The sequence below is a fragment of the Sphingorhabdus contaminans genome, assembly GCF_007280415.1.
Taxonomy (GTDB): domain Bacteria; phylum Pseudomonadota; class Alphaproteobacteria; order Sphingomonadales; family Sphingomonadaceae; genus Sphingorhabdus_B; species Sphingorhabdus_B contaminans.
Genome location: NZ_VKKU01000001.1, coordinates 269626 through 285596, shown reverse-complemented (window position 1 = coordinate 285596; position 15971 = coordinate 269626). Strand labels below are relative to the sequence as shown.

Annotated in this window: 16 protein-coding genes; 4 read left to right on the top strand and 12 right to left on the bottom strand. The window is 61.1% G+C overall.

The window, feature by feature from the left end:
* Window positions 1-89: 89 nt before the first annotated feature.
* From FOM92_RS01485 to FOM92_RS01470, 4 genes are read right to left on the bottom strand one after another with little or no spacing between them, the layout of a single operon-like run.
* A complete protein-coding gene (locus tag FOM92_RS01485) occupies window positions 90-368 on the bottom strand; it encodes an NADH dehydrogenase ubiquinone Fe-S protein 4 (RefSeq protein WP_143775011.1) in 279 nt (92 codons plus the stop codon).
* 55 nt (window positions 369-423) lie between these two features.
* Window positions 424-2877 carry an ATP-dependent helicase HrpB gene (gene hrpB / locus FOM92_RS01480; RefSeq protein WP_143775010.1) on the bottom strand — a complete coding sequence of 818 codons (2454 nt, stop codon included), beginning with the start codon at window positions 2875-2877 and terminating at the stop codon, window positions 424-426.
* The gene (locus tag FOM92_RS01475) at window positions 2862-3050 is read right to left on the bottom strand and encodes a hypothetical protein (RefSeq protein WP_143775009.1); all 189 of its coding nucleotides are present in this window, start codon (window positions 3048-3050) and stop codon (window positions 2862-2864) included. Before FOM92_RS01475 ends, hrpB begins: the two co-directional genes overlap by 16 nt.
* A 2-nt stretch (window positions 3051-3052) precedes the next feature.
* Window positions 3053-4066 carry a polyprenyl synthetase family protein gene (locus FOM92_RS01470; protein WP_143775008.1) on the bottom strand — a complete coding sequence of 338 codons (1014 nt, stop codon included), beginning with the start codon at window positions 4064-4066 and terminating at the stop codon, window positions 3053-3055.
* Window positions 4067-4161: 95 nt separating this feature from the next.
* Here FOM92_RS01470 and FOM92_RS01465 point away from each other — a divergent pair, with 95 nt between their 5' ends.
* Entirely contained in the window at window positions 4162-4449 is a 288-nt protein-coding gene (locus tag FOM92_RS01465; protein WP_143776265.1) for a chorismate mutase, read from the top strand.
* A 191-nt stretch (window positions 4450-4640) separates the two neighbouring features.
* Here the strand turns inward: FOM92_RS01465 and FOM92_RS01460 are convergent, their stop codons facing one another.
* From FOM92_RS01460 to FOM92_RS01440, 5 genes are all read right to left on the bottom strand, one after another.
* Window positions 4641-5951, bottom strand: coding sequence for a sensor histidine kinase (locus FOM92_RS01460; RefSeq protein WP_143775007.1), 1311 nt, complete (start codon window positions 5949-5951; stop codon window positions 4641-4643).
* Between the two features lie 83 nt (window positions 5952-6034).
* Window positions 6035-6700: a response regulator gene (locus FOM92_RS01455; protein ID WP_143775006.1), complete on the bottom strand. Its 666-nt coding sequence runs from the start codon at window positions 6698-6700 to the stop codon at window positions 6035-6037.
* Between the two features lie 71 nt (window positions 6701-6771).
* Window positions 6772-7068, bottom strand: coding sequence for a hypothetical protein (locus FOM92_RS01450; RefSeq protein ID WP_143775005.1), 297 nt, complete (start codon window positions 7066-7068; stop codon window positions 6772-6774).
* A 327-nt stretch (window positions 7069-7395) separates the two neighbouring features.
* On the bottom strand, window positions 7396-8112 hold the full coding sequence (locus FOM92_RS01445) for an SIMPL domain-containing protein (RefSeq protein ID WP_170226761.1): 717 nt from the start codon (window positions 8110-8112) through the stop codon (window positions 7396-7398).
* A 28-nt stretch (window positions 8113-8140) separates the two neighbouring features.
* Entirely contained in the window at window positions 8141-8989 is an 849-nt protein-coding gene (locus tag FOM92_RS01440) for a D-amino-acid transaminase (protein ID WP_143775003.1), read from the bottom strand.
* Window positions 8990-9100: 111 nt separating this feature from the next.
* On the opposite strand from FOM92_RS01440, the gene FOM92_RS01435 reads away from it, so the two are divergent.
* Window positions 9101-10909, top strand: coding sequence for an ABC-F family ATP-binding cassette domain-containing protein (locus tag FOM92_RS01435; RefSeq protein WP_143775002.1), 1809 nt, complete (start codon window positions 9101-9103; stop codon window positions 10907-10909).
* 7 nt (window positions 10910-10916) lie between these two features.
* Here FOM92_RS01435 and FOM92_RS01430 read toward each other — a convergent pair whose 3' ends face one another.
* The gene (locus FOM92_RS01430) at window positions 10917-11432 is read right to left on the bottom strand and encodes a DUF6456 domain-containing protein (RefSeq protein ID WP_143775001.1); all 516 of its coding nucleotides are present in this window, start codon (window positions 11430-11432) and stop codon (window positions 10917-10919) included.
* 90 nt (window positions 11433-11522) lie between these two features.
* Between FOM92_RS01430 and FOM92_RS01425 the strand changes: the two genes are divergently transcribed.
* Window positions 11523-12086 (top strand): helix-turn-helix domain-containing protein, encoded by a 564-nt coding sequence (locus FOM92_RS01425; protein WP_143775000.1) that lies wholly within the window; start codon window positions 11523-11525, stop codon window positions 12084-12086.
* The gene (locus tag FOM92_RS01420) at window positions 12047-13258 is read left to right on the top strand and encodes a glycosyltransferase (protein ID WP_143774999.1); all 1212 of its coding nucleotides are present in this window, start codon (window positions 12047-12049) and stop codon (window positions 13256-13258) included. Before FOM92_RS01425 ends, FOM92_RS01420 begins: the two co-directional genes overlap by 40 nt.
* A 58-nt stretch (window positions 13259-13316) precedes the next feature.
* Here FOM92_RS01420 and secF read toward each other — a convergent pair whose 3' ends face one another.
* Together secF and secD are read right to left on the bottom strand one after the other, a co-directional pair.
* Window positions 13317-14303, bottom strand: a complete 987-nt coding sequence (secF, locus tag FOM92_RS01415) for a protein translocase subunit SecF (RefSeq protein WP_143774998.1) — start codon at window positions 14301-14303, stop codon at window positions 13317-13319.
* A gap of 11 nt (window positions 14304-14314) precedes the next feature.
* Entirely contained in the window at window positions 14315-15913 is a 1599-nt protein-coding gene (secD, locus tag FOM92_RS01410) for a protein translocase subunit SecD (RefSeq protein ID WP_143774997.1), read from the bottom strand.
* Between the last annotated feature and the right edge of the window lie 58 nt (window positions 15914-15971).

Below are 15971 nucleotides of genomic sequence, written 5' to 3'. Positions count from 1 at the left end.
ACGACACAACGCCTTCTTCCTTTTTCCCTTATTCCTTCTAGCGAATTCCACCCTCCAAAGCCCAAAAGGCCGGAGGTGCCCCGCCACCCCTAGCGGAAATTATCCGCGTAAGCCTGTATCTTCAGTGTCTTCGGCGGGGTCGGGATGAAGGTGGCGTGGATGCCCTTTTTCGCGGCATAGGCTTGTGCGGCAGCGAGGGTCGGGAATTTCAGTTGCACCTGCACCTGCGTGTCGCCCGAACCGGCCCAACCCATCAGCGGGTCGGCCTTGCGCGGTTCCGACGGCGTGAATTCGAGGATCCAGATGTCGGTATGGGCCTTTCCAGACTGCATGGCGTTTTTGGGACGCTGATAGATACGTGCGGACATCGGAACTTCCTGACTATGGGATTGCTGCCGCCTTGCGCCAAACAGGGCGGATTCGTCAAGCGTCGCGTGCCTGCGCCTTTTTGGTTTTCAGGCTGGCAACGCTTTCCCAAGGTGCGTCGGGCCAGTTATGTTTGGGGTAGCGACCCCGCATTTCCTTGGCGACCTCGCGCCAGCTGCCGCGCCAGAATTCCGGCAGGTTGCGGGTGGTCTGGATCGGACGGCCCGCGGGCGAGGTCAGGCTGAGCACCAGCGGCAGACGTTCGATGCCGATGCACGGATGCACGTCCAGCCCGAACAGCGCCTGAACCCGCAGCTCGACCGTTGGCCCCGCCTCCGCCGCATAGTCGACAGGGTGCGTGGTGCCGGCGGGGCTGGTAAAATGGGCGGGGGCAAGGCGTTCGACCTGCTGCTTGCTATCCCAGCCGAGCAGATTGTCGAGCGCATCGGACAGCGCCTGTTTCGAAATGTCCCGCAACCGCGTCGCCCCGTTCAGGCAAGGGGGCAGCCACTGGTCCAGCGTTTCCAGCAGGCTGGCGTCGGACAACGCGCCATGCCCGGCAAAGGCGGCACGCTGGCGCAGGGCGATGGCGGCATCGGACCAGGGCAGCGCGGCAATACCGCATTGGCGCACCGCCGACAGCAGCGCGTCAGCCAGAACAGCCTCGTCCGCCTTTGCAACGGTCACCTCGCGCAGCACGATCGCGCCCAGCCTTTGCCGTTGCCGGATTTCGACACGGTCGTTGGCGGCGTCGTAGCGGGTTTCGGTCTTCGTTTCCAAACGGTCGGCAAACAGGTCCAGCACTTCCGCCTCGGTCAGAGCGGCGGCGGACAGGATGCGCGCGCCGGACGCCGCGCCCTGCAGGTCGGCGACGGCGAGCCATTCGGCCTGTGCCAGCGGCGACAGCGGGTCGAGGCGCAGGCCGCGGCCCAATGCGCTGATCCAGTTTTCGCCCTTGGCATCGCGGCGTTTGGCGACGCGTTCGGGATAGGCCAGCGCGACGAGCGCGCCGGTTGAAAGCGGAGCTTCGGTCCCGCCTTCGCCCGCCATGCCGCCGATCCGGCGGGCAAGCGCCTTGGCGGCATCGGTGCGGCCGCCCTTGTCGCGGCGGAAGCGTTCGTGGCGGCTTTCGAGATCTTCGCCCTGCCCGCCCAGCCCCCGTTCCTGTAGCAGCAAGGCAAGCTCCGCGGCCGTATCCGCCTGTCCGTGCTCGGCGGCGCGCAGGACCATATGCGCCAGTTGCGGCGGCAGCGGCAGGGTGGCGAGCCTACGGCCATGGGGCGTGATGGCTCCATTGTCGGTCAGCGCGTCGATGGCGCACAGCGCCTTGCGCGCCTCGTTCAATGCGGCGGCAGGCGGCGGGTCGAGCCAGCGCAGGCGGGCGGGGTCGCCCTCACCCCATAAGGCGCAGTCGAGCAGCAGGGGCGCAAGGTCGCTTTCCAATATCTCCGGCGGGTCAAAGGGCGGAAGGCCGCCATTGCCCGCCTCTTCCCACAGGCGATAGGCGACCCCTGCGGCCTGCCGCGCGGCGCGGCCTGCGCGCTGGGTGGCGGCGGACAGGCTGGCGCGTTCGGTGACGAGCCGCGTCACCCCCGCCGCCCGGTCAAAACGCGCGCGGCGGGCAAGGCCGCTGTCGACGACGATGCGGACGCCATCGATGGTGAGGCTGGTCTCTGCGATGTTGGTGGCAAGGATGATCTTGCGGCGGCCTTCCGGATCGGGCCGGACCGCGTGCCGCTGCGCCGCAGGGTCCACCTGCCCGTGCAGCTTGTGGACGACGATGCTGTCGGGCAACCCGGCCAGCGCCTCGGCCGTGCGGTCGATCTCGCGCGTGCCGGGCAGAAAGGCGAGCAGGTCGCCCTCTTCCTCCCCCAGCGCCTGCCGGATGGTGCGGGCGATGTCGGTCTCGACCGGCTGGCTGACCTGCCGCCCGACATAGCGCAGCTCCAGCGGCCAGCTCCGCCCCTCGCTCTCAATCACCGGCGCGCCGTCCATCAGCGCGGAAAAGCGCGCGCCGTCGAGCGTGGCGGACATGGCAACCAGCCGCAGGTCGGGCCGGAACGCGCCCTGCGCCTCGAGCGCCAGCGCAAGGCCGAAATCGCTGTCGATGCTGCGTTCGTGCACCTCGTCGAACAGCACAGCGGAGATGCCCGCCAGTTCCGGGTCGGCGATGATGCGGTTGCGGAAGATGCCCTCGGTCAGCACCAAAATGCGCGTCGCGGCAGACTGCTTGCTGTCCATACGCGTCGCATAGCCGACAAGGCCGCCCACCTGCTCGCCCATCAGCTCGGCAATCCTCTCTGCCGCCATGCGGGCCGCCAGACGGCGCGGGGACAGGAGAAGGATTTTGCCGCTGCACCACGGCTGATCGAGAAGACGCGGCGCGACCATCGTCGTCTTGCCCGCCCCCGGCGGAGCAATCAGGACAGCATTGGACTGTCCGGCCAGAGTAGCGAGCAAATCCGGCAAAACAGCATCAACCGGAAGCCCTGCATTCAAAGGTCGACCCATTCCTTGCCGCCCGGCCAGATCATGTCTTCGATTCTATCCCCGGCATAGGTCAGCGCCGACAGGACCAGCAAAATCGCCAGCAAATCGAGCAGCAGAACCGCGCCCATCACCACATAGGGATGGAACGGCCCGATCGGGTCGAATCCGTCTGCCAGGGGTTTGCGGGGCTTCATGCTCAATAGGCGCGGGCGATGGCGAATTCGACCGCCTCGACCAACGCCGCCTTCGCCTCTCCGCCCGGGAAATGGGCGATGGAATCGATCGCGCGCTGGCCATAATGGCGGGCGCGTTCGATCGTATCGTCAATCGCATCATGCGCGCGCAAAAGGGTCGTTGCGTGCAGCAGATCCTCGTCGGATACGCGGTTGCCCAGCATCGCGTCATGCCAGAATTTCTGTTCCTCTGCCGACCCGCGGCTGTGCGCCAATATGACCGGCAATGTGACCTTTCCGTCGCGGAAATCGTCACCAATATCCTTGCCCATCGTCGCCCCGTCGGACACATAGTCGATGGCGTCATCGACAAGCTGGAATGCGATGCCAAGGTTGCGGCCATAGGCGTCGAGCGCCATTTCCTGCGCCTCCCCGCTTTCGGCTACCACCGCGGCAATCTTGCACGCGGCGGCAAATAGCGCGGCGGTTTTCGACCCGATGATGTCGAGATATTTTTCTTCCGTCGTTGTGATCTGCCGCTGCGCCGTCAACTGGTTGACTTCGCCTTCCGCAATGACGGCCGATGCATGGGAAAGTATTTTCAGGACCTTGAGCGATCCGTCCTCGACCATCAGCTCAAAGGACCGGCTGAACAGGAAATCGCCAACCAGAACCGCGGCAGGGTTACCGAAAATCAGGTTCGCTGCGGTCTTGCCCCGGCGCATATCGCTGCCATCAACAACATCGTCGTGCAGCAGCGTCGCGGTATGGATAAACTCCACCGCCGCCGCCAGCTTGTGGTGCCGTTCGCCGGGATAATCGAGCAAGCGGGCACAAGCGAGGGTCAGCATCGGCCGCATCCGCTTGCCGCCACCGGCGATCAAATGCCCGGCCAGTTCGGGTATCAGCGGGATTTCCGACTGCATCCGGTCAAGGATGACCGCATTCACCTTGTTCATTTCGGGCGCGACGAGTTTCAGGATCGGATCCAGCGAAGGTGCGCGGTGTCCGCCGATTTGATGAATGGTTGCAGTCATAATAGTCCCGCTCTGGCAAGCCGGAGGCGGCAAGGCAAGTGCAAATGGGGCTTTTCCTCTTGTCCTGTAACGGCATTCACGGCAGATGGTGCCTTATGGACCACGAAGACACATTGCGACGCTACCGCGACAGCATAGACAATATCGACGCCGCCCTGGTGTTCATGCTCGCCGAGCGTTTCAAGATTACGCAGGCCGTGGGCGAGTTCAAAGCCAAGTCTGCCCTGCCGCCCGCCGACCCCGCACGCGAAGAACGCCAAATCGAACGCCTTCGCCAACTGGCCCGCGATGCCAAGCTCGACCCCGATTTTACCGAAAAATTCCTGCGCTTCATCATCGACGAAGTCATCCGCCACCACCAGCAAATCCGCGACGCGGGGTAAGGGAGCGCGCGGCAAAGCCGAGCGCGAGCTCCCCCTCTCCACTACGTCTAACGGCTAAAGCCGTAAGACTTCGTACCTCTCCCCTGAAGGGGAGAGGGAAATGGGACATAGCCTCTCCCCTTCAGGGGAGAGGATACGGAGCCTTGGCCGAATGGCCTAGGCGGAGTTGGAGAGGGGCAGCGGCGGCGATGTTACCCCAGCGCCTTGGGCAACCTTAACCGTACGAGCAATCCGCCCAGGTCTTCGCTTTCTTCCAGTTTCACCGAACCGCCGTAAATTTCGACAACATCGCGCACGATGGCGAGGCCGAGGCCGGTTCCGGGTTTGCCGGTGTCCAGACGGGCACCGCGATCGAACAGGCGTTCGCGTTCGCCTTCGGGGATTCCGCGGCCGTCGTCTTCGACCAGCAGTTCGACAAAATCGTCCGCATCCTCGACCGTCACGAACACACTGCCGCCCCCATATTTGGCGGCATTTTCGATCAGGTTGCCGAGCATTTCGTCCAGATCCTGCCGCTCCACACGGGCCGCCAATGTCTTATCGCCTGCCATGTCGAGCCGCACATGGCCATAGAGACGGCTGACCGCGCGTTCGACCGATTCCAGGCTGTCCCACACCTGCGCGCGGCTGTGGCTATGGCCCCGGCGCCCGACGGCGCGGGCGCGGGCCAGATGGTGGTCCACCTGCCGGCGCATGGTGGTCGCTTCACGGATTACCGTTTCGGCAAGGTCCGGTGCCTGTGCGGTCGCGCTGTTCATGATCACGGTCAGCGGCGTTTTCAGCGCATGGGCAAGATTGCCCGCATGCCGCCGCGATTCTTCGGCCTGCTTCTCATTATGGTCCAATAAGGCATTGAGTTCATTGACCATCGGCATCACCTCATCCGGCAAGGCATCGGTCACACGGCTTTCCCGCCCGCTGCGCATCTGGGCAATGGCCTGCCGCACCGCGCGCAATGGCCACAGCCCGTAAAATGTCTGGAGCGCTGCCAATATGATCAAACCAAGGGCCAGCAGCATGAAGCTGATGACAAGCACCGAACGCAGTTCCTGTATCTGCGCATCCAGACTGTCGCGGCTCTGCGCCACCATGAAGGTCCAGCTAATGTCCGAATCCGGCAATTTGATATTACGTTCGGCAATGCGGAGCGGTTCGTCGCGGAATTCATCGCTGTCGCGGAAATGGACGGCCTGGTCATTATGTCCGGCCGGCGTCTTCAACGCGCGGTCCCACAGCGATCGCGACGGGAAAGGCAAGGCACCCTTTCCGGTGATCTGCCAGTAAAGGCCGCTATTAGGTTCCAGAAAACGCTGGTCGCCCAATGGCCGGTTCATGCGGATTTCGCCATCCGGGCCGATTTCCGCCGAGGCGATCATGGCGGTCAGAACATATTCGAGCTGGTTGTCGAAATTCTGTTCGACAGAATTGGTCAACACCCGGTCAAGTGCCGCGCCACCGCCGATCAGCAATATGGTAATCCATGCCGCCGCCGTCAGGATCATGCGGCGGGTGAGCGAACCCGTGCTTTGAAACTGGCTCCGCCAAGACGGGGGCTTGACCGCCGCATTTATGACGGCAGGCGGATTCAGCTGACCGGTTCCTCAAGGCTGTAGCCAAGGCCACGGATGGTCGAAATGACATCCTGCCCCAGTTTCTTGCGGATACGGGTCACGAACACTTCAATGGTGTTGGAATCGCGGTCGAAATCCTGATCGTAAATATGTTCGATCAATTCGGTTCGCGATACGACCTTGCCCTTATGGTGCATCAGATAGGACAGCAGCTTATATTCCTGCGCGGTCAGTTTGACAGGCTGGCCATCAAGGGTAACCCGGCCCGAACGCGTGTCGAGACGCACATCGCCCACAGTCAGTTCCGATGATGCATTACCCGATGCACGGCGGATCAGCGCCCGCAGCCGCGCAATCAGTTCCTCTGTCTGGAATGGCTTTGCCAGATAATCGTCGGCGCCTGCATCGAGCCCTGCAACCTTGTCCGACCAGCTATCGCGCGCCGTCAGAACGAGGACGGGGAATTTGCGCCCTTCTTTGCGCCAGCGGTCCAGCACGGTCAAACCGTCAATTTCGGGAAGGCCGAGATCGAGAATGACGGCGTCATAATTTTCCGTCGAACCCATATAATGGCCGTCTTCACCATCGACCGAGAGATCCACGGCATATCCTGCCCCTTCCAGAGTCGATTTCAACTGCTGGCCGAGCGTCGGTTCGTCTTCCACAATAAGGATGCGCATGCTGTCCCCTTCAAATACTCTAATGATGCTGGAAATGGGCTAGCAGATTAGCCGCCGCACGCAAAATCCTATCAACGCTGGCGCAGGACGCTGCCCGTTTTGCCGTCGACATCGACGAAGATAACACGGTCCTTGTTGATGAATTTCAGACGGTAAACCTGGGCGGTCGGGTCATATTCGGGACCAAGATATTGCATGCCGCGCATACGGGGCACGACATTGCCCTCAATTTCCCGCAAGGATTTAACCTTGCCGTTTTGCCAATCTTCCCGCGCATCATCCTGCTCACCACGCCGCGCTTCGGCAGGCAAAGTTGCGGCGATGGCGGCCAGCATGGCCAAGGACAGAAATTTCTTCCGGTTCAACATAGCCCCCCATTTAGCGATCCGGCTTGAACACAATCTGAATGGCGTATCAACCTTTTGTTAGGGTTGATGAGGGGTTCAGGGTGTTGGTGCGGGGCGATGGAGGCGTTGGGGACTGTTGCCTTGCCGCTGATGCCGTAGCGCACGAACTCCCCCTCTCCACTTCGTCTAACGGCTAAAGCCGTAAGACTGCGTACCTCTCCCCTGAAGGGGAGAGGGAAATGGCGTTTGACCTCTCCCCTTCAGGGGAGAGGATACGGAGCCTTGGCCGCAAGGCCTAGGCGGAGTTGGTGAGGGGTTCGACGGAGCGGCTCTTGCCCCGACAGTCGATCACTTCACCATTTCAAACGTAAACGAAACCGTCGCACCGACGCTCAATTCACCCGGGGCGATGGGGGTCGATTTTTCCGATGCGTCCATGGCGCGGGCCATCATGGGCATGGGGGGATAGATGCCGCCCTGCCCTTCGGTTTCCTCGACACGCAGCACGCGGACACTGGTATATCCGGCCTTTTGCGCCATGGATTTGGCCCGTGCCATTGCGGTTGCCCACACCTTGTCGCGGGCCATCTCGCGATATTTGCTGTCATCGTCGATGCCAAATGTCGGCCCGTTGAAATTGGTCGCGCCGTCAACCGCCAAAGCATCCAGAAATGCGCCCAGCTTTTTCAGGTCGCGCAGCCTGGCATTGACCATGTTCGATGCCTGATAACCTTTGAAAACCTGCTGGCCATCGCGATAATCGAACTGCTGGTTCAGGCTGATTTGCGTGGTCTGGATGTCCTTTTCCGCAATGCCCAGTTTCTTCAGGCGGGCAACGACCGAGGCCATTTGCACATTATTCTGGCGTACCGCTTCGCTGGCGGTTGGGGCCAGCGTCTGTACGCCGGTGGAAAATGTCGCGATATCGGGTTTGGCTTCGACCGTGTCGCTGATCGTCAGGTCAATGACCGGATTTGTTGCCGTAATATTCACCTGTGTTGCCATCGCTTCCCCCGCTGTCATGCTGCCCGCTGCCAAAAGCGCTGCCAAAATGTACTTCCGCATATTCATACTCCTACAGTGCACGTTCCGCTCACAAGGCGGTACGGCGTGCCCAATCGATATAGGCTTTGCGAAGCTGAACGGTTGCCGAACCGGGTTTGCCATCACCGATTATCTTATCATTTATCCGCACAACCGGCATTACAAAGCCAGAGGCGGAGGAAACAAATGCTTCGGCGGCTTGTTCCGCCTCGGCGACAGAAAAAGGCCGTTCTTCAATAGGATGCCCTGCCAGCGGCAAAACCGCCGCGCGGGTAATGCCGTGCAGGATTTCGCGATTCAGGGGATGTGTCACGAGGGTTCCCGATTGCGTGATGATATGGGCATTTTGGGCCGTTCCTTCGGTAATGAACCCGTCGCGCACCATCCAGGCATCATCTGCGCCGCGGGCAATCGCCTCATTTTTCATCAGCGATGCATAGAGCAACTGCGTCGTCTTTATGTCCGCACGGCCCCAGCGCAAATCGGGCAAGGTCACCACATGAATGCCTGTCACCGCAGACGGATTATCAGCCAGAATGCGGCTTTGTGAAAAGGCCAGCACTGTTGGCGCGGTGCCGGGTGCGGGAAAGACAAAATCCCGGTCCGATGGCGCGCCGCGTGTGACCTGCCAGTAGATCATCCCCTCTTCCACCGCGTTGCGGGCAACCAACTCGCGGCAGATGGCAAGCCATGCCCCGGCATCGGGGGCACCTGTTATTCCCAACTCGCCCAACGACCGTGCAAGGCGTTGCACATGGCCGTCAAAATCGACAAGCTTTCCACCCAGAACCGAGACGACTTCATACACCGAGTCCGAAAACAGAAAGCCGCGGTCGAACACCGACACGCGGCCTTCGGTTTCGGGGATGTAGTTGCCGTTGAGGTAGATGGTACGCATGAACTTGGCCCTTTCGCTGGCTTTGGGTCGTAAAGCGGGGACGGACGAGAAACAAGGCAGGTAAATGCGTCGGGGTTGCAATAGCAACGCCCTCCCCCTATCCGCGCTGGCATGTCCCAACCCCCTATCTTTGCCTTTGAAAATCTCGCGCTGCAGCAGGGCGGCGGCTGGTTGTTTCAGGATATCAACCTGTTCATCGGCGCGCGCGACCGTCTGGCGTTGATCGGACGCAACGGGGCGGGCAAGACGACGCTGATGAAACTGGTCGCTGGGACGGTCGAGGCGGACAAGGGCAAGCGGGTTGTCGTGCCCGGGACCAATATCGTGATGCTCGAACAGGATCCGAACGTCGCCTCCTTCGACCGGCTGGTGGATTTTGCCGTCCATGGTGAAAAAGGCCCGCCCGAATATGCGGTGCGCGCCATTGCGGACCAGTTGGGGATCGACCTCGACCGTGAGGCAAAGACCGCGAGCGGGGGCGAAAAGCGGCGGGCGGCGATATGCCGGGCGCTGGCAAGTGAGCCTGATCTGTTGTTGCTGGACGAGCCGACAAACCATCTCGATCTTGCCGCTATCGAATGGCTTGAAGACTGGCTGACGCGTTATCGCGGGGCCTTCATGGTAATCAGCCATGACCGGACTTTCCTGACGCGGTTGACGCGGCAGACATTCTGGCTGGACCGCGGCTTGCTGCGGCGGAACGAGATCGGCTTTGGCGGTTATGATGCCTGGACCGAGCGGGTCTATGCCGAAGACGCGCGCAACGCGGACCGGTTGGATGCGAAGTTGAAGATCGAGGCGCACTGGCTGGAACGAGGGGTGACGGCGCGGCGTAAGCGGAACCAGGGCCGGCTCGCCAAGCTTTATGAAATGCGCGCGGCGCGGGCGGCGATGATGGGACCACAGGGCACCGCCAAGCTGGCGGCGGCAAGCGACGACAGCAAGACCAAGACGGTCATCAATGCCGAAGGCGTCGGCAAAAGCTTTGGCGAGCGGACTATCATCAAGGACTTCACCCTGCGGATCCAGCGGGGGGACCGGATCGGTATTGTCGGCGCCAACGGGACGGGGAAGACCACGCTCATCCGCATCCTGACCGGCGAGACACAGCCCGACACCGGCACCATCACCCTGTCGCCGACCCTGACCGGCATCGTGATCGACCAGCAGCGCAAGCTCATGTCGCCCGACAAGCGGGTGCGCGATGTGCTGGCCGACGGCAGTGACTGGATCGATGTGCGCGGGGTGCGCAAGCATGTGCAGGGCTATCTCAAGGAATTTCTTTTCGACCCCGAACTGATCGAGGCACGCATCGGCACGCTGTCGGGCGGAGAGCAGTCGCGCATCCTGCTCGCCCGCGAATTTGCGCGGGAGGCGAATTTGCTCGTACTGGACGAGCCGACCAACGACCTTGACCTCGAAACGCTCGACCTGTTGCAGGAGGTGATCGCCGATTATGACGGCACTGTCCTGATCGTCAGCCATGACCGTGATTTCCTGGACCGCACGGTCAACCTCACCCTCGGTCTGGACGGGTCGGGCAAGGTCGACATCATCGCGGGCGGCTATGCCGATTGGGAGGCGAAGCGCGACCGCCGCGACAGTCACGAGACCCGCAAGAAGGCCGAAAAGCCGGCGGCGGCACCGGCCGAGCCATCCGCGCCCAAGCCCCCTGCCCGCCCCGCCAAATTATCCTATAAGGACCAGCGCGACTATGACCTGCTGCCCGGCCGGATCGAGGCGATTGATGGCGAGATCGCTGCGGCGGAGGCCGAAATGGCCGACCCTGCACTCTACACCCGCAACCCGGCGCGCTTTTCTGAGCTGACGGCAAAGTGCGAGGCATTGCGCACCGAAAAAGAAGCGGCCGAGGAACGGTGGCTGGAACTCGCCATGCTGGTCGAGGAAATGGCGGGCTGATCGCCTCCTAATGGGGCAGGCGGTAAAAATCCGCCAGCCGGTCGAGCGCGATTTTCAGCACCAGCCGCCCCGAACGCACTGGCCAGGACAAGGCCCGCTCAGCGACCGTAATCGCCTCACCCGCACAGACCACGCGCCAGGCAATATCGGCAAGGTCCGGCCCCACAACCGCCATCGCCGCATCAAATCGCGCCTTTGCCGCCACCATCCGTTCACTGGGCGTCAGCCCCTCCGGCGCGCCCCGCAGCGATCGGCCAGACGGAACCGCATCCCACCTCATTGTTACCCGCGGTTCCATGACAGCAGCGGTATAGTCGGCGCGCAGGGTTTCCCCCGCCAGCAACTGCCGGTCCGACAAGAAACCGCGCGCATAAAGCCAGGAGAGAGGCGATTCCGCCAGATTGACGGTCACCGTCCGGCTTCGCGCCCGTCCTTTGGCTTCCGACAGCGGTTCGCACAATTCACGCTCGATGAGTGGACGCGGGTCCTTGTGGCGGGATAGGGCGCAGATTTTACGGGGCATAGCAATTCTCCGGTTAAGCAGGAATCACTCTTGCCATCCGGTAAATAATGTAGGAAAGAAAAAACCTATTTGGTGATAGGAGGACCAGCGATGCAAAGCCGTATCCGGGATGTGCGCAAGGCAAAGGGCCTGACCCTGGCGGATGTGGCCGAACGCTGCACACCGCCCACCACTGCGCAGACCATCGGCCGCCTCGAAACCGGGGCGCGCGTATTGTCGCTTATCTGGATCAACCGCATCGCCGATGCCCTCGGTGTCGATTCAAGCGATCTTGTTGCCCTTCCCGACCAGCAATATCTTCCCGTCGCCGCGGTGCTGCAGGAAGACGGTACATTTGCCCCCACCAAGGAAGAACGCATCATGGTTCCCAATATTGGCGGGGCAATGGTCGGGTTGCGGATCGCCGTTTCGACGGGCGAATACCGGCGTGGCGACGAACTGTGGCTGGAACAGCTCCAGCCCGAGGCCTATGCCAGCGCGCTCAACCTCGATGTCCTCGTGCCCCGGCCCGGCGGACGGTTCCTGTTCGGGCGCCTGCTGGGACGCGAGGATGGAAAGCTGCACATCCTCCCGCTGGAGGCCGGAGCACGCCAGCAGGTCGTGACCGATCCTGCATGGATTGCCAAGGCCGTCCGCCTGATCCGCAAGCTGTAGGGGCAAAGCCCGTGCGCATCCTCACGCTCTCCACCCTGTTTCCGGCGGCCCACCGGCCGAATTTCGGCGTCTTTGTCGAGCGTCAGACGGCGGCGCTGACGGCGGTGCGCGACTTTGCGGTGATCGTGATCAATCCCATTGGCGTCGCCCCCTGGCCGCTCAGCCTGCTCGCCGATCAGCCCGCGCTGGCCCATGTGGCGGAGAAGGAACAATGGGGCGAGCTTGATGTCTACCGCCCGCGTTTCACCGCCATTCCGAAATTTGGCGGGCGGATAAACCCGGCAATGATCGCGCGCGCCATTTTGCCGCTTGCACGCCGGCTGCACGCTGAGATCGGCTTTGACCTGATCGATGCCGAATTTTTCTACCCCGACGGTCCCGCCGCAATGCGGTTGTCACAGGAACTGGGCATCCCCTTTACGATCAAGGCACGCGGTGGCGACATCCACCATTGGGGCAATCAACCCGGATGTGCGGCACAAGTGCTGGAGGCTGCCGACAAAGCAGCCGGATTGCTCGCTGTATCGGATGCCCTCAAGGCGGATATGGTAGCGCTTGGGATGGATGTGGACAAAATAAGGGTTCATTATACCGGCCTTGACCAGAGCCGTTTTGCACCGCGCGACCGTGCGACCGAAAAGGCGAGGCTTGGCATATCCGGTCCCCTTATCCTGAGCGTCGGGGCCCTTATTCCCCGCAAAGGTCAGGACTTGCTGATCGCGGCGCTCCCCTCCTTGCCTGATGCCATGCTGTTGCTGGCGGGCAAGGGCGAGAGCGAAAGCGAATATCGTGCGCTGGCGGCCGAACTGGGCGTCGCCGAGCGCGTCGCCTTTCTGGGAAGCGTGCCGCATGACGATCTGCCGTCCCTGTTTGCGGCAGCCGATATCATGGCGCTGGTTTCGGCAAGCGAAGGGCTCGCCAACGCATGGGTGGAGGCACTTGCCTGCGGAACACCTATCATTGCAAGCGATGTTGGCGGAATCCGCGAGCTTTTAAAAACGCCTGCTGCCGGTCGCATCGTGGACCGCACGCCCCAAGCCGTGGCCGATGCTGCGCGGGACATACTCGCCAATCCCCCCGCCCGCGACGACGTTGCCGAAAATGTCCGCGCCTTTTCCTGGGACGAAAATGCACGGCAACTGGCGGCATTTTTCCGGGAAGTTGTACGCTAGGGTGATTTAGCGAATTAGGTGGAGCGGTCTTGTTAACGACCGCTCCCGAAACCTCAATTCAAGGCTGCGCGCCGAAGCTTTCGCCCAGACGTTCCGCCTTGGGGGCTGCACCTTCTGTGGGTACGAAGCTGTGCGGTCCGACTTTCAGCCAGATCAAAATCGGTGCCGCCTGATAGATGGACGAATAGGTACCGACGATAATCCCGAAGGCCATCGCAAGGCTGAACCCGAAGATCACGTCCGGACCGAAGAACACCAGTACCAGCAAGGGCAGCGAGATCGAGACACTGGTCATCACAGTACGCGCCAATGTTTCGTTAACCGACAGGTTCAGCAAACCGGCCATGTCCATCTTGCGGAACTTCATCAGATTTTCGCGTATTCGGTCATAGACCACGACGGTATCGTTTAGAGAATAACCGATAATCGTCAGCAACGCGGCGATGATGTTAAGATCGAATTCCAGCCCCACCAGAGAGAATAATCCGAAGGTGAGTGTCACGTCATGCACAAGGGACCAGATCGCCCCGACCCCGAACTGCCATTCAAACCTGATCCAGATATAAAGCGATACCCCGGCCATGGCGGCCAGAAGCGCGAGCATCCCTTTACTGAACAATTCTTCCGACACCTTGCCGGAAACCGAATCGACCCCGTCAATCCGCACGCCGGGATAATCGGCCTTCAGCTTATTCGTGATTTTCACGGCCATGGCGTTGGCCAGCTCAGGGTTTTTGTCTGCGCCTTCGGGCAGCTTCATGCGGATCGACACCTGATTTTCCTTGCCGAAACGCTGGATTGTCGGTTCGCCATAGCCCAAGGTACCAACCTTGGTCCGCAGTTCCGATACGGGCGCCGTTGCGCTTTGGGTGAAGGTCGCGCGGATCATTTGGCCACCGATGAAATCGACGCCAAAATTTAGCCCCTTGGTTGCAACCAGGCCGATCGAAGCCGCCATCAGCACCAGGCTCAGCGCAAAGGCAAACACGCGCCATTTGAGAAAGTCGATATTGGTATCGTCGGGAACAAGCTTGAGTAATTTCATGGCACTTTACCTCAGATAACCAGTTCTTGCGGACGGGTGCGTTTCACCCAGCCTGCGACCCACATGCGGGTCAGCGTGACAGCCGTGAAGACCGATGTGACAATACCGATCATCAACACGACGGCGAAACCGCGGATCGGGCCGGAGCCGAAGATGAACAGCAAAACCGCAGCAATGACATTGGTGCTGTTCGCGTCAAAAATGGCGCGGCTGGCTTCTTTATAACCAAATTCAATCGCCTGGACGACACGTCGCCCTCGCTTCAGTTCTTCGCGGATACGTTCATTAATCAGCACGTTCGCGTCCACCGCAGCACCAATTGTCAGCACGAAGCCCGCAATACCCGGTAGTGTCAGAGTGGCGTTCGCCAACGCCATGACGCCAAGGATAAGGCCGATGTTGATGACCAGCGCAATGTTGGCATACATGCCGAAGCGGCCATAAACCGCGAACATCAACACAAGAATGGACGTCGTGCCGATCACCGCGGCCAGAATGCCGCGACGGATCGAATCGGCACCAAGGTCAGGACCAACTGACCGTTCTTCGACGATTTTCAGATCCACCGGCAAGGCACCGGAACGCAAGGAGATCGAAAGCGCATTGGCGCTTTCCACCGTGAAACTGCCCGAAATCTGCGAGATACCGCCAAAAATCGGTTCCTTGATCTGCGGCGCGGAAATGACCTGACCGTCCAATATGATCGCGAACAACTTACCGGTATTCTGCTGCGTCATGCGCGCAAATTTCTGGCCGCCTTCGCTGTCGAACTGGATGGTGACCGCAGGTTCGTTCGTCTGCTGGTCAAAGGTCGGATCGGCCTTGATCAGCTTGTCGCCCGAAATACCGCCCAGCCGGCGGACCGCGATATTCGGCAATCCCGATGGATTGTCGGGATAGGGCAGAACCTGGCTGCCGACGCGGGCAATACCTTTGGCCGTCTGGTCAGGATCCGCCTGTTCATCGACCAGCTTGAATTCCAACTTTGCCGTTTTACCAATAAGTGCCTTCAACGCTTCGGGGTCTTCCAACCCTGGAACCTGCACCACGATGCGATTTTCGCCCTGGCGGATAATGGTCGGCTCGAGCGTTCCGAGCGCGTTGATGCGCCGGTCGATCACGTCTTTTGCCGTGTCCATCGCCTGATCCAGCGCGGTTTCGTTGCCGGTGCTGGCGGGTGAAAGGACAATCCGGTTGCCGTCGTTGACGCCAATATTCCAGTCGCGGCTGCCCAATGTGTTGCTCGTCAAGGGCAGGAGCGCCTCACGTGCCGCGTCGACCTGCGACGAATCCGTAACCGTGAAGCTCAACTGGCCATTTGCCCGTGACACATTCCCGATGGCAATGCGCGGGTCGGTACGGCGCATCGCGGAACGAACGCTGTCTTCCAGTGCTTCCAGCCGGGTTTCAGCCAATTGTGACGTGTCGGCTTCCAACAATATGTGGCTACCACCTGCCAGATCGAGACCGAGGTTGATTGTCGGTGTCGGCACAAATTGCGCCAGTTGCGCACGTATGGAGGTCGGCAAAACGCTGGGGATGGCAAGCAAAACGCCAACGAGCACCAGAAGGCTCAACATCCACACACGCCAACGGGGAAAATCTAGCATAATCAGGTTCCGAACGGACTGGAAAAGGGAATTTGGGGTCGATGCCTTAAGCGTTCAA

Excerpts from the sequence above, each read along its gene's own strand:
- secD (WP_143774997.1), bottom strand. The coding sequence starts at position 15,913 with ATGCTAGATTTTCCCCGTTGGCGTGTGTGGATGTTGAGCCTTCTGGTG.
- FOM92_RS01475 (WP_143775009.1), bottom strand. The coding sequence starts at position 3,050 with ATGAAGCCCCGCAAACCCCTGGCAGACGGATTCGACCCGATCGGGCCG.
- FOM92_RS01425 (WP_143775000.1), top strand. The coding sequence starts at position 11,523 with ATGCAAAGCCGTATCCGGGATGTGCGCAAGGCAAAGGGCCTGACCCTG.
- FOM92_RS01470 (WP_143775008.1), bottom strand. The coding sequence starts at position 4,066 with ATGACTGCAACCATTCATCAAATCGGCGGACACCGCGCACCTTCGCTG.
- secF (WP_143774998.1), bottom strand. The coding sequence starts at position 14,303 with ATGAAATTACTCAAGCTTGTTCCCGACGATACCAATATCGACTTTCTC.
- FOM92_RS01485 (WP_143775011.1), bottom strand. The coding sequence starts at position 368 with ATGTCCGCACGTATCTATCAGCGTCCCAAAAACGCCATGCAGTCTGGA.
- FOM92_RS01440 (WP_143775003.1), bottom strand. The coding sequence starts at position 8,989 with ATGCGTACCATCTACCTCAACGGCAACTACATCCCCGAAACCGAAGGC.
- FOM92_RS01465 (WP_143776265.1), top strand. The coding sequence starts at position 4,162 with ATGGACCACGAAGACACATTGCGACGCTACCGCGACAGCATAGACAAT.
- FOM92_RS01455 (WP_143775006.1), bottom strand. The coding sequence starts at position 6,700 with ATGCGCATCCTTATTGTGGAAGACGAACCGACGCTCGGCCAGCAGTTG.
- FOM92_RS01420 (WP_143774999.1), top strand. The coding sequence starts at position 12,047 with ATGGATTGCCAAGGCCGTCCGCCTGATCCGCAAGCTGTAGGGGCAAAG.
- hrpB (WP_143775010.1), bottom strand. The coding sequence starts at position 2,877 with ATGGGTCGACCTTTGAATGCAGGGCTTCCGGTTGATGCTGTTTTGCCG.
- FOM92_RS01445 (WP_170226761.1), bottom strand. The coding sequence starts at position 8,112 with ATGCGGAAGTACATTTTGGCAGCGCTTTTGGCAGCGGGCAGCATGACA.
- FOM92_RS01430 (WP_143775001.1), bottom strand. The coding sequence starts at position 11,432 with ATGCCCCGTAAAATCTGCGCCCTATCCCGCCACAAGGACCCGCGTCCA.
- FOM92_RS01450 (WP_143775005.1), bottom strand. The coding sequence starts at position 7,068 with ATGTTGAACCGGAAGAAATTTCTGTCCTTGGCCATGCTGGCCGCCATC.
- FOM92_RS01435 (WP_143775002.1), top strand. The coding sequence starts at position 9,101 with ATGTCCCAACCCCCTATCTTTGCCTTTGAAAATCTCGCGCTGCAGCAG.
- FOM92_RS01460 (WP_143775007.1), bottom strand. The coding sequence starts at position 5,951 with ATGATCCTGACGGCGGCGGCATGGATTACCATATTGCTGATCGGCGGT.